Source organism: Geodermatophilus sp. SYSU D01180 (assembly GCF_054050415.1).
Map to the genome: position 1 here is coordinate 1 of NZ_JBJGZH010000011.1, position 12,898 is coordinate 12,898.

9 protein-coding genes are annotated in these 12,898 nt (G+C 74.3%); 2 read left to right on the forward strand and 7 right to left on the reverse strand.

From position 1 onward, the window contains the following. Positions 1-359: iron-sulfur cluster assembly protein (locus ACI8AA_RS11945; protein ID WP_457044629.1), on the reverse strand; the 359-nt coding region annotated here is incomplete at its 3' end. Further along, on the reverse strand, positions 356-1,405 hold the full coding sequence (locus tag ACI8AA_RS11950; RefSeq protein ID WP_457044630.1) for an amidohydrolase family protein: 1,050 nt from the start codon (positions 1,403-1,405) through the stop codon (positions 356-358). The genes ACI8AA_RS11945 and ACI8AA_RS11950, both read right to left, overlap by 4 nt. A gap of 172 nt (positions 1,406-1,577) precedes the next feature. On the opposite strand from ACI8AA_RS11950, the gene ACI8AA_RS11955 reads away from it, so the two are divergent. Next, the gene (locus ACI8AA_RS11955) at positions 1,578-3,056 is read left to right on the forward strand and encodes an AAA-type ATPase lid domain-containing protein (protein ID WP_457044631.1); all 1,479 of its coding nucleotides are present in this window, start codon (positions 1,578-1,580) and stop codon (positions 3,054-3,056) included. A 69-nt stretch (positions 3,057-3,125) separates the two neighbouring features. Here the strand turns inward: ACI8AA_RS11955 and metH are convergent, their stop codons facing one another. After that, entirely contained in the window at positions 3,126-6,929 is a 3,804-nt protein-coding gene (gene metH / locus ACI8AA_RS11960; protein ID WP_457044632.1) for a methionine synthase, read from the reverse strand. Positions 6,930-7,089: 160 nt separating this feature from the next. On the opposite strand from metH, the gene ACI8AA_RS11965 reads away from it, so the two are divergent. Further along, positions 7,090-7,953 carry a PAC2 family protein gene (locus tag ACI8AA_RS11965; RefSeq protein ID WP_457044633.1) on the forward strand — a complete coding sequence of 288 codons (864 nt, stop codon included), beginning with the start codon at positions 7,090-7,092 and terminating at the stop codon, positions 7,951-7,953. Positions 7,954-8,153: 200 nt separating this feature from the next. Here ACI8AA_RS11965 and ACI8AA_RS11970 read toward each other — a convergent pair whose 3' ends face one another. The 4 genes from ACI8AA_RS11970 to ACI8AA_RS11985 all read right to left on the reverse strand — a co-directional run bounded on the left by ACI8AA_RS11970 (position 8,154) and on the right by ACI8AA_RS11985 (position 12,859). Then, entirely contained in the window at positions 8,154-9,185 is a 1,032-nt protein-coding gene (locus tag ACI8AA_RS11970) for an HD domain-containing protein (RefSeq protein ID WP_457044634.1), read from the reverse strand. After that, positions 9,185-10,447 (reverse strand): cysteine--1-D-myo-inosityl 2-amino-2-deoxy-alpha-D-glucopyranoside ligase, encoded by a 1,263-nt coding sequence (gene mshC / locus ACI8AA_RS11975; RefSeq protein WP_457044635.1) that lies wholly within the window; start codon positions 10,445-10,447, stop codon positions 9,185-9,187. The genes ACI8AA_RS11970 and mshC overlap by 1 nt, the downstream gene beginning before the upstream one ends. A gap of 80 nt (positions 10,448-10,527) precedes the next feature. Beyond that, on the reverse strand, positions 10,528-12,045 hold the full coding sequence (glpK, locus tag ACI8AA_RS11980) for a glycerol kinase GlpK (protein WP_457044636.1): 1,518 nt from the start codon (positions 12,043-12,045) through the stop codon (positions 10,528-10,530). Between the two features lie 88 nt (positions 12,046-12,133). Then, entirely contained in the window at positions 12,134-12,859 is a 726-nt protein-coding gene (locus tag ACI8AA_RS11985; protein ID WP_457044637.1) for an MIP/aquaporin family protein, read from the reverse strand. Positions 12,860-12,898: the final 39 nt, after the last annotated feature.

Genomic DNA, 12,898 nt, shown 5'->3' on the forward strand with positions numbered 1-12,898 from the left:
CCCCCCCCCCCCCCCCCCCCCCCCCCCCCCCCCCCCCCCCCCCCCCCCCCCCCCCCCCCCCCCCCCCCCCCCCCCCCCCCCCCCCCCCCCCCCCCCCCCCCCCCCCCCCCCCCCCCCCCCCCCCGCGACACCCCGGGGACGCCGCTGACGGCGTCGTGCGCGTCGGACACCATCAGCCAGGCGAAGTTCGGCGCGCAGAACGACGTCGGCAGCCGCAGGTGCACCTCGACGGTCCCGCCGTCGACGGCGAGCGAGCGCACGAACCCCAGGTCGGTGATCGGCTCGTCCAGCTCGGGGTCGACGACGGTCCCGAGGGCCGCGCGCACCGCCCCGGCGAGGTCGGGCAGGACGGCGGTCACCGGACGCCCGCGAGGTCGGCCGCGGCCGGCTCGCGCGGCCCGGTCTGGGTCTCGTCGGCCGGCGGCACCTGCAGGTGCTCGGGCACCGGCAGGTCGTAGAGGCGCGCGGCGTTGAGGCCGAGCACCTTCTTCTTCTCCTCGGTGGTGATCGGCGCGTACTCCGGGCTCATGTCCTCCGGGATCTGGAAGTCCACGAACGCCTCGACCAGCCACTTCGGCGTCCAGAGCGCGTAGTCGCTGGAGAACAGGATCCGGTCCACGCCGAGCCAGTAGACGAGCTCGCCCATGATCTGGGCGAAGTAGCGCGGCCGGGTGTGGATGAACGGCATGGCCACGGCCAGCCCCGCGTACACGTTGGGCTCCTGGGTGGCGATCCAGCAGAAGTCCTCCAGCCGCGGCAGCCCGCAGTGCTCCACGACGAAGGTCAGGTCGGTGAAGTCGCTGGCCACGTGGTCGACGTCGGCGACGTCGAAGGCGTCCCGGTCCAGCGGCCGGATCGTGGGGCCCTTGTGGATGTGGATGTTGCGGATGCCCAGCTCGCGGCACAGCTCGAAGTAGCGGTAGGCCATCGGGTCGGTGAGCTTCCAGCCCCGGGACTCGCCGTGCCAGTCGGCGGTGTAGAGCTTCACGCCCGTGAGGTGCATCCGCTCGGCGTTCGCGCGCAGCACGTCCAGGCCGTTCTCGCCGTCGCGCGGGTCCCAGTAGTGGTTGTAGGTCAGCTTGTCCGGGTGCGCCTGCGCGAGGGCGAACGCCTCCTCGGTCCGGCCGAAGCCGCGGTGGTAGAACTCCGCGAGCCGGGCCGGCTGGAAGATCGCGTGGTCGACGATGCCGTCGACGAACACGTCCCGCATCAGCCGCTCGCCGCCCTGGTACAGGTACTCCTCGTAGCCCCAGGTCTCGGACTCCGGGCTGAGGTTGCGGTGGTAGTCGTAGAAGCAGTCGATGAACTGCTTGCCGTGCACGTTGCGCTGGTTCTCCGGGCGCGCGTCCCACAGCGCGATGTGCGCGTCCACCACGTAGTACTGCTCGCCGTCCCTGGTGTACATCCGTCGGCCTCCGTCGGCTCCGGTCGTGAGCTGGGTCACGTGCTCGCCGCCGACGCTAGGGCGGGACGCGGCCGCCGCGAACGGTCCCGGTGTCCCACTTTGAGACGCCGCACGCGCTCTCCCGGCGGGTACCTTCCCGTGACACGGGACACAGGCGTCCTGCCGTCCGGAGGTGACCGTGGACGAGCTGGTCGGCCCACCGGAGCCGCTGCCCGACCCCGCGCCGGCCGGCCGGGGCAGCGCCCCGCGGGTGCGCGCGTCGTGGCGGCGCAGCCAGGGCTACGGCGTGCCGCCCGACGAGGTCGTGCCGGTGTTCACCGGGACGCCGGACACCGGCTCGCTGCTGTACGAGTGCGCGCGCCGGGTGCTCACCGACCTGCAGACGACGATCGCCAACGAGCCGGTGAGCCTGATGGTCGCCGACCCCGCCGGCTTCGTGCTGGCCCGCCTCGGCGACGACACCGCGATCCAGCGGGCGCTGGACCGGGTGCACCTGGCGCCGGGCTTCTCCTACGCCGAGCGCAACGCCGGCACCAACGGCCTGGGCCTGTCGCTGGCCGACCGGGCGCCGTCGCTGGTGCGGGCCGCCGACCACTGGGTCACCGACCTGCGCGGCTACACCTGCGCCGCCGCGCCCGTGCTCGAGCCGGTCACCGGCGAGCTGGCCGGCAGCATCAACCTGACCACCTGGTCGGCCTCCTCCTCCGACCTGCTGCTGGGCCTGGCCCAGACGGCGGCCAGCGCCACCAGCGCGCTCATGGCGGTGCGCTCCGGCGGCCGGCTGCTGCGCCCCGCGCCGCGCGGCGAGGTGTTCCGCGTGGTCGGCGGCTCGCTCGCCCCCGACGACGGCGACCCCTGCGTCTCCCCCGCGTGGCGGGCGGCGGTCGACCGGGCCGCGGTCGCGGTGTCCGCGGGCCGGCTGGCGGTCGTCGTCGGCGAGGAGGGGGCGGGCAAGGCGACGGCGGCCGCGCTGGCCCGGCGGCGGCTGCCCCGCCGGCAGCGGCTGCTGCAGGCCCGCGCGCCGGAGGCCGGGGACGTCGCCCCGTGGCTGGAGCTGTGGACCCCCGAGCTCCGCGACGCCGACACCTGCGTGATCGTCTCCGGGCTGCACCGGCTGCCGGCCTGGGCCGCCGGGGAGCTGGCGCAGGTGCTGGCCTCGGCCCGCCGCGTCGGGCGCCCGCAACCGGCGGTGCTGACCGCGCCGGAGTACGCGGCGCTGCCCGAGCCGATCGCCCGGCTGGCCGACGCCGTCGTCGAGGTCCCGCCGCTGCGCGACCGCACCGACGACGTGCTGCCGCTGGCGGCCTGGACCGCGCGGCAGGAGCGGCACCGGGACGTGGCGTTCACCCCGCGCGCGGCCCGGGCGCTGGCCGCCTGCGGCTGGCCGGGCAACGTCGCGCAGCTGCGCCGCGTGGTGCGGGAGGCGGTGACCCGCGCCGACGTCGTCGACGTGCACCACCTGGCGCCGGAGGTGCTCGACGGCGGCGCCCGGCCGCTGTCCCGGCTGGAGCGGCTCGAGCGCGACGAGATCGTGCGGTGCCTGACCGAGCCGGACACCACGATGACCCGGGTCGCCGAGGAGCTCGGCATCGGCCGGGCGACCCTCTACCGCAAGATCGCCCAGTACAAGATCACCGTCCCCGACCGGTGACGAGCTGGAACGGCCCCGCTGCAGGGGCCCACGCCGAGCCTGCGAGGCGTGGGGGGCAGCGGGGTCCTCCTACTCCTCGTCGGTGCGGTAGCCCAGGTTGGGCGCCAGCCAGCGCTCGGCCTCGGCGAGCGTCCAGCCCTTGCGGCGGGCGTAGTCCTCGACCTGGTCGCGGCCCAGCCGGCCCAGGTTGAAGTACCGCGCCTGCGGGTGCGAGAAGTACAGCCCGCTGACCGCGGCCCCCGGCCACATCGCCATCGACTCGGTCAGCTGCAGCCCGATCGCGGCCTCGACGTCGAGCAGCTCCCAGATGGTCTGCTTCTCGGTGTGCTCGGGGCAGGCCGGGTAGCCGGGCGCGGGCCGGATGCCGCGGTAGCGCTCGGCGATCAGGGCGTCGTTGTCCAGCCGCTCGTCGGCGGCGTAGCCCCAGAACTCCCGGCGCACCCGCTCGTGCAGCCGCTCGGCGAACGCCTCGGCCAGCCGGTCGGCCAGCGCCTCGAGCAGGATCGCCGAGTAGTCGTCGTGGGCGGCCTTGAACGCCGCGACCCGCTCGGCCGAGCCCAGCCCGGCGGTGACGGCGAAGGCGCCGACGTGGTCGCGCAGCCCGGTCTCCTTCGGCGCGACGAAGTCGGCGAGCGACTTGCGCGGGGCGCCGTCGCGGCCCTCGGTCTGCTGCCGCAGCTGGTGCAGCACCGCGCGCACCCGCGTGCGGGACTCGTCGGTGTAGACCTCGACGTCCTCGCCGTCGACCCGGGCCGCGGGGAACAGCCCGAACACGCCGGAGGCGGTGAGCCAGCGCTCGGCGACGATCCGGTCGAGCATCGCCTGCGCGTCGGCGTAGAGCCGCCGGGCGGCGTCGCCGGTGGCCGGGTTGTGCAGCAGGTCGGGGAACCGGCCGCGCATCTCCCAGGCGGTGAAGAACGGCTGCCAGTCGATGTAGCCGCGCAGCTCCTCCAGCGGGTAGTCGCGCAGCACCCGGGTGTAGCCGACGTCGGCGTGGCCGTGCGCGTGGTCGCAGGCGGGCCCGGCGCACACGTCGCGGGTCTGCTGCAGCAGCATCCGCGGCCGCGGCGGGGTGTAGGCCGACCAGTCCAGCGCCGGCGCGGCGGCGCGGGCGGCGGCCAGCGGGAGCAGCGTGCGGGTGTCGGTGCGCGCGGCGTGCCGCTCGCGCAGCGCCGCGTACTCGGTGTCGGTGGCCGCCAGCAGGCCGGGGCGCTGCTCGTCGGACAGCAGCGCCGCGACGACGGGCACCGACCGCGACGCGTCCTTCACCCAGATGACCGGCCCGTGGTAGCGCGGCGCGACCTTGACCGCGGTGTGCGCCCGTGACGTCGTCGCCCCGCCGATGAGCAGCGGCACCTCGAAGCCCTGCCGCTCCATCTCCGCCGCCAGGTTGACCATCTCGTCCAGCGACGGGGTGATCAGCCCGGACAGGCCGATGACGTCGGCACCGACCTCCTTGGCGGTGTCGAGCACCTTCTGCGCCGGCACCATGACGCCGAGGTCGACGACGTCGTAGTTGTTGCACTGCAGCACGACGCCGACGATGTTCTTGCCGATGTCGTGGACGTCGCCCTTGACCGTCGCCATGACCACCGTGCCGTTGGTGCGGTCGGCGTCGCCGGGCTGCTTCTCCGCCTCGATGAAGGGCACGAGGTGGGCCACGGCCTTCTTCATCACCCGCGCGGACTTCACCACCTGCGGCAGGAACATCTTCCCGGCGCCGAACAGGTCGCCGACGACGTTCATCCCGCCCATCAGCGGGCCCTCGATGACCTCGATCGGCCGGCCGCCGCGCGCGGCGATCTCCAGCCGCAGCTCCTCGGTGTCGGCCTCGACGAACTCGTCGATGCCCTTCACCAGCGCGTGGGTGATCCGCTCCCCGACCGGCAGCGCCCGCCACTCCTCGGCGGCGGCCTCCTCGGCCGCGCCGGAGGCGGCGTAGTCGCCGGCGATCTCCAGCAGCCGCTCGGTGGCGTCGGGCCGGCGGGCCAGGACGACGTCCTCGATCCGCTCGCGCAGCCGCTCGGGGACCTCCTCGTACACCTCCAGCGCGCCGGCGTTGACGATGCCCATGTCCATGCCGGCGGCGATCGCGTGGAAGAGGAAGACGGCGTGGATGGCCTCGCGGACGCGGTTGTTGCCGCGGAAGGAGAACGAGACGTTGGAGACGCCGCCGGACACCAGCGCGCCCGGCAGGTTCTCCTTGATCCAGCGGGTGGCCTCGATGAAGTCCAGGCCGTAGCGGGCGTGCTCCTCGATGCCGGTGGCGACGGCGAAGACGTTCGGGTCGAAGATCACGTCCTCGGCGGGGAAGCCGACCCGGTCGACGAGGATGTCGTAGGCCCGGCGGCAGATCCGCTGCCGGCGCTCCAGGGTGTCGGCCTGCCCGTCCTCGTCGAAGGCCATGACGACGACGGCCGCGCCGTACTTCCGGCACAGCCGGGCCTGCTCGACGAACTCCGCCTCGCCGTTCTTCAGCGAGATCGAGTTGACGATCGACTTGCCCTGCAGCTGCTGGAGGCCGGCCTCGATGACCTCCCACTTGGAGGAGTCGACCATCACCGGCACGCGGCAGATGTCGGGCTCGGCGGCGATCAGCCGGGTGAAGCGGGTCATCGCCGCGACGCCGTCGATCATGCCCTCGTCCATGTTGACGTCGATGACCTGCGCGCCGGCCTCGACCTGCTGCCGGGCGACGGCCAGCGCCGTCGGGTAGTCGCCGTCGCGGACCAGCCGGCGGAAGCGGGCCGAGCCGGTGATGTTCGTGCGCTCCCCGACGTTGACGAACAGCGAGTCGGCGTCGACGGTCAGCGGCTCCAGCCCCGACAGCCGCAGGGCCGGGCGGACCACCGGCGGGGTGCGCGGCGGCAGCCCGTCCACGGCCGCGGCGACCGCCGCGACGTGCTCGGGCGTGGTGCCGCAGCAGCCGCCGACGACGTTGACGAAGCCGTCCTCGGCGAAGCCGTGCAGCACGCCGGCGGTGTCGGCCGGCGCCTCGTCGTACTCGCCGAAGGCGTTGGGCAGCCCGGCGTTGGGGTAGCAGGAGACGAACGCGTCGGCGATCCGCGCCAGCTCGGCGACGTAGGGCCGCATCTCCGCGGCGCCCAGCGCGCAGTTGAGCCCGACCACCAGCGGCCGCACGTGGCGGACCGAGTGCCAGAACGCCTCGGTCGTCTGCCCCGACAGGGTCCGGCCGGAGGCGTCGGTGATCGTGCCGGAGATCATCACCGGCCAGCGGCGGCCGCGCTGCTCGAACAGCGTCTCGAGCGCGACGATCGCGGCCTTGGCGTTGAGCGTGTCGAAGATCGTCTCGACCAGCAGCAGGTCCGCGCCGCCGTCGACCAGGCCGCCGGCCTGCTCCAGGTAGGCGTCGACCAGCTCGGGGAAGGTGACGTTGCGGGCGCCGGGGTCGTTGACGTCAGGCGAGATGGACGCCGTCCGGGTGGTCGGGCCCAGCGCGCCGGCGACGTACCGGGGCCTGCCCGGGGTGCGCGCGGTGGCCGCGTCGGCCTCCCGGCGGGCCAGCCGGGCCGCCGCGACGTTGATCTCGCGGGCGAGCCCGGCCATGCCATAGTCGGCCAGCGAGACGGCGTTGGCGTTGAAGGTGTTGGTCTCGATCAGGTCGGCGCCGGCGTCGAGGTACTCGCGGTGGATGCCCGCGACGAGCTCCGGCCGGGTGAGCACCAGCAGGTCGTTGTTGCCCTGGACGTCGACCGGCCAGTCGGCGAAGCGCTCCCCGCGGTAGCCGGCCTCGCTCGGGCGGTCCCGCTGGATCGCCGTCCCCATCGCGCCGTCGAGCACGAGGATCCGCTGCTCCATCAGGGCGGTGAGCTCCGCCGTCGCGTCGGGCCGGAGGTCGGGGGCGTCGGTCACGGGCATCCTCGGGGTGCGTTCGGGACGGTGCCGGGAACTCCTGTGCAAGCGTGCCCCACACCGGAGCCGGGTGGTCCGGGGAGCAACCCGGGACGTCCGGGACATCTTCCCATCCCGCTGCACCCCGGTCGGGCGGCCCGACCGACGTAGGCTCGCAGGGGTGATCGACCCGAAGTCAGCTCCCGAGGAACTGCCCCAGCTGAACCGGCCGGTGGCGGTGGTCGCCTTCGAGGGCTGGAACGACGCCGGGGACGCCGCCACCGGGGCGCTCGAGCACCTGGAGCTCATCTGGGACGCCACCCCCCTGGCGGCGCTCGACCCCGAGGACTACTACGACTTCCAGGTCAACCGGCCCACCGTCTCGCTGGTGGGCGGGGTGAGCCGGCGCATCGAGTGGCCGACGACGCGCATCTCCGTGGCCCGCCCGCCGGGCAGCGACCGCGACGTCGTCCTGATCCGCGGGATCGAGCCCAACATGCGGTGGCGCGGGTTCTGCGCCGAGCTGATCGAGCTGTGCGAGGAGCTCGGCGTGCAGACCGTGGTGGCGCTGGGCGCCCTGCTCGCCGACACGCCGCACACCCGGCCCACCCCGGTCTCCGGCTCGGCCTACGACCAGGAGTCCGCGCGCACCTACGGCCTGGAGACCTCCCGCTACGAAGGGCCCACCGGCATCCTCGGCGTCTTCCAGGACGCGTGCGTGCAGGCCGGCCTGCCGGCGGTGAGCTTCTGGGCGGCGGTCCCCCACTACGTCTCCCAGCCGCCCTCGCCGCGGGCCACCGTCGCGCTGCTGCAGCGGGTCGAGGAGGTGCTGGAGCTTGCCGTGCCGCTCGGCGCGCTCCCCCAGCAGGCCGACGAGTGGGCGAAGACCGTCGACGAGATGGCCCAGGAGGACGCCGAGGTCGTCGAGTACGTGCGCTCGCTCGAGGAGCGCGCCACCGAGAGCGACCTGTCCCAGGCCGACGGCGACCAGATCGCCCGCGAGTTCGAGCGCTACCTCCGCCGTCGCGGCTCCTCCCCCAACTGAGCGCCCCCCCGGCATCGGCTCCGCCCCGTGGCGGCGCCGCCCGGCCGAGGCGGCGACGAAGTTCGGGATAACGGTCGCGACGGCGGCAGTGCGGGCGTCCCTCGCGCGCTGCCGGTCCTGCAGCACCGGCAGTGCACGGGCAGTCCCGGCAACGGCCCGGCGTCAGGCGCGGGGGGCGCCGGCGACCCCGATCCGCACGCTCACCCGCGGCGCAGCAGCGGGGCCATGCGGGCGGCGGCGTCGTCGCCGAAGAGCCGGTCGTGGGTGGCCAGCGCGTACCGGTCGGTCATCCCCGAGACGTAGTCGACGACCTGGGTGACGACGTCGGCCTCGGTGTCCCGGTAGGACGCCGGGATGAGGCCGGGCGCGGCGAGGTGGTGGTCGACCAGCCGGCGGATGACGTCGACCGCCAGCTGCTTCTGCCCCGCGGCGGTCTCGGACAGGTAGACCCGCCGGAACATGAACGTCCGCAGCTCGTCCATCGCGGCCAGCGGCCCGTCCGCCATGACCACGCGGCCGCCGTCGGCGAGGGACCCGGCGACGACGGCGTCGACCATCGCGCCCACCATCGCGCTGCCCGGCTCGCCGAACAGCTCGCAGGCGCGGGCGGGCAGGTCGGGCACCCGCAGCACCCCGGCGCGGACGGCGTCGAGCGCGTCGTGGGACAGGTAGGCGATCCGGTCGGCGTACCGGACGCACTCCCCCTCGCGCGTGGCCGGCGGCGGGGCGATCTTCCAGCTGTGCGCGCGGATGCCGTCGCGCACCTCCCAGGTGAGGTTCAGGTGCTCGAGCACCTCGACGATCCGCACGCCCTGCGCCGCGTGGTGCCACCCGCCGGGGACGTAGGGGTCGAAGGCGTCCTCGCCGATGTGCCCGAACGGCGAGTGGCCGACGTCGTGGCCCAGCGCGATCGCCTCGGCGAGGGTCTCGTTGAGCCCCAGCGCGCGGGCGATGGCCCGGGCCACCTGGGTGACCTGCAGCGTGTGGGTGAGCCGGGTGACGAAGTGGTCGCCGTCGGGGTTGAGGAAGACCTGGGTCTTGTGCTTGAGCCGGCGGAAGGCCTTGGCGTGCAGGATGCGGTCCCGGTCCCGCTCGAAGGCGGTGCGCAGCGGGTCCTCCGGCTCGTCGACGGCGCGGCCGCGGGTGGCCGCCGACCGGGCCGCGGCCGGGGCGAGGCCCTGCTCCTCCCGCTCGCGCGCGGCGCGGTCGGTGAAGCAGAAGCCCCCGCCCATCAGCCCTCCTGCAGCGCGGGGTCGAGCTCGATGCCGAGCAGCGCGTCGACGGCGTCGGCCACCACGGCGGGGGCGCCGTCGTCGGGCTCGCCCTCCCCGGCCAGCGTGGCGGCCGCCCAGGCGTCGACGGCGGCGATCGCGCCGGGGCTGTCGAGGTCGTCGGCCAGCCGCTCGCGCAGCGCGGCCAGCACCGGCGCGGCGGGGGCGCCGGCGTCGCGGGCGGCGGCCCGCCGCCAGGTGGCCAGCCGCGCCTCGGCGGCGGACAGCAGGTCCGGCGTCCAGGCCCGGTCGGTGCGGTAGTGGCCCGACAGCAGCGCCAGCCGGATGGCCATCGGGTCGACGCCCTGGCCGCGCAGCTTGGAGACGAACACCAGGTTGCCGCGGCTCTTGCTCATCTTCTCGCCGTCCAGGCCGATCATCGCCGCGTGCACGTAGGCCCGGGCGAAGGGCTTGGTCCCGGTGAGCGCCTCGGCGTGGACGGCGGAGTACTCGTGGTGCGGGAAGACCAGGTCGCTGCCGCCGCCCTGGACGTCGAAGCCCATGCCGATGGTGTCCAGCGCGATCGCGGCGCACTCCACGTGCCAGCCGGGCCGGCCCTCGACGCCGCGCGGGCCGGGCCAGGACGGCTCGCCCTCGCGGGCGCCGCGCCACAGCAGCGGGTCGAGCCGGTTGCGCTTGCCGGGGCGGTCGGGGTCCCCGCCGCGCTCGGCGGACAGCGCGAGCATGGTGGCCTCGTCGTAGCCGGATTCCTCGCCGAAGCCCGGTGCCTGCGCGACGTCGTGGTAGACGTCGCCGGTGCCGTCGTCGAGGACGTAGGCCAGGCCCGCGTCGAGCAGCGTCTCCACGTGCCCGACGATCATCGGGATCGCCGCCACCGCGCCGACGTAGTCCTCCGGCGGCAGCACCCGCAGCGCGGTCATGTCCTCGCGGAACAGCGCGGTCTCGCGCATGGCGAGGACGAGCCAGTCCTCGCCGTCGCGCTCGGCGCGCTCGAGCAGCGGGTCGTCGATGTCGGTCACGTTCTGCACGTAGTGGACCGCGTGCCCGGCGTCCCGCCACACCCGGTTGACCAGGTCGAAGGCCAGGTAGGTGGCGGCGTGGCCGAGGTGGGTGGCGTCGTAGGGGGTGATCCCGCAGACGTACATCCGCGCCACGGCGTCGGGCTCGGTGTCCACGACCTGCCCGCGCGCGGTGTCGTAGAGCCGCAGGACCGGACCGGGGCCCGGGAGGGTCGGCAGGAGCGGGGCGGGCCAGCTGAGCACGTCATCGAGCCTAGTTGCGCACCCGGCGCGCCCGCGGGCGCCGTCCCCACCCGGGGAACGGCGCCCGCGGGCCCGGTCGCCTACTGGTCGTCGTCGTCGACCCACTCGAGGGTCCGGCTCACCGCCTTCTGCCACTTGCGGTAGTACCGGTCGCGGGTGGCCTGGTCCATCTCCGGGCGCCACCGCTTGTCCTCGGCCCAGTGGCTGCTGAGCTCCTCCTCGTCGGCCCAGAACCCGACCGCGAGGCCCGCGGCGTAGGCCGCGCCCAGCGCCGTCGTCTCGGCGATCCGGGGCCGGACGACGTCGACGCCGAGGATGTCGGCCTGGAACTGCATGAGCAGCTCGTTGACCACCATGCCGCCGTCGACCCGCAGCTCGGTGAGGGCCACCCCGGAGTCGGCGTTCATGGCGTCGACGACCTCGCGGGTCTGGTAGGCCGTGGCCTCCAGCACCGCCCGGGCCAGGTGGCCGCGGTTGACGTAGCGGGTGAGCCCGACCAGCGCGCCGCGGGCGTCGGAGCGCCAGTGCGGGGCGAACAGGCCGGAGAACGCCGGCACGAAGTAGGCCCCGCCGTTGTCGTCCACCGAGCGGGCCACCGCCTCGATCTCCCCGGCGCCGCCGATCAGCCGCAGGTTGTCCCGCACCCACTGCACCAGCGAGCCGGTGACGGCGATCGAGCCCTCCAGCGCGTACACGGGCTTGCGGCCGCCGATCTGGTAGCAGACCGTCGTCAGCAGGCCGTTGCGCGACGACACCGCCTCCTCGCCGGTGTTGAGCAGCAGGAAGTTGCCGGTGCCGTAGGTGTTCTTGGCCATGCCCTTCTGGAAGCAGACCTGGCCGAAGGTGGCCGCCTGCTGGTCACCGAGCGAGCCGGCGATCCGCACGCCGGCCAGCGCGCCGGCCTTGCGGCCCTCGCCGTAGACCTCGGAGTTCGAGCGGATCTCCGGCAGCATCGACACGGGGATGCGCATGTCGGCGGCGATCGACTCGTCCCACGCCAGGGTGCTGTAGTCCATGAGCATGGTGCGCGAGGCGTTGCTGACGTCGGTGATGTGCAGGCCGCCGTCGGTGCCGCCGGTCATCTGCCACAGCAGCCAGCTGTCGATCGTGCCCATGAGCAGGTCGCCGCGTTCGGCGCGCTCGCGGGCGCCCTCGACGTTGTCGAGGATCCAGGTCACCTTCGGCCCGGCGAAGTAGGTGGCCAGCGGCAGGCCGACCTTCGCCTTGTACCGGTCCGCTCCCCCGCCGAGCTCCCCGAGCTCGGTGACGATGCGGTCGGTGCGGGTGTCCTGCCAGACGATCGCGTTGTACACCGGCTCGCCGGTGTTCTTGTCCCACACGACGGTGGTCTCGCGCTGGTTGGTGATGCCGACGGCGGCGAGGTCGGAGCCGACCAGGTCGGCGCGGGCCAGCGCCTGCCCGACCACCTCGCGGACGTTGCTCCAGATCTCCACCGGGTCGTGCTCGACCCAGCCGGCGCGCGGGAAGATCTGCGCGTGCTCCTTCTGGGCCACGGCGACGACGGCGCCGTCGTGGTCGAAGACCATGCAGCGGGTGCTGGTGGTGCCCTGGTCGATGGCGGCGATGTAGCTGCTCACGGTTCCTCCGGGTGCGACGTTGCAGGCGGACGGTGCAGGGGTCGGGGGCGGGCGGGCGGGCGGTGCCGGCGGCCGGCGGGCCGGGCGGTCAGAAGCCCTGGGCGACCAGGCCGGCCAGGGCGCCGCCGACGAGCGGGCCGACGACGGGGACCCACGCGTAGCCCCAGTCGCTGCCGCCCTTCTTCGGGATGGGCAGCACGGCGTGCGCGATCCGCGGCCCCAGGTCGCGGGCCGGGTTGATCGCGTAGCCGGTCGGCCCACCGAGCGAGTTGCCGATCCCGACGACCAGCAGGGCGACGGCGAGCGGCCCGATCTGGCTCGGCGTGTCACCGAACTTCAGGATGATGTAGACGAGCACGAAGGTGCCGATGGCCTCGGTGAGCGCGTTCCACGGGAGGGCGCGGATCGCCGGGCCCGTGGAGAAGGTCGCGAGGATCTCCCCGGGCTCGTCGTGCCGGGCGTAGTGCTTCTGGTAGGCGAGCCAGGCGACGACGGCGCCGAGGAACGCGCCGACGAACTCGCCGGCGAAGTAGACCAGGGTGCTGCCGAACGTGACGTCGACGCCGGGGGCGTACTCGTCGGCCCCGAAGGCCCACAGCCCGACGGTGACCGCCGGGTTGAGGTGGGCGCCGCTGCGGTAGGCCGCGTAGACGCCGGCGAAGACGCCCAGGCCCCAGCCGAAGTTGATGAGCAGCCAGCCGCCGCCGTGCCCCTTGGAGTCGGTGAGCAGGACGTTGGCGACGACGCCGACGCCGAAGAGCAGCAGGATCGCGGTGCCGAGCACCTCGGAGAAGAAGACGGAGGTCAGTGACACGCTGAGACACCTCTCTGTGTCCGGTTGTGCCGTGATGGG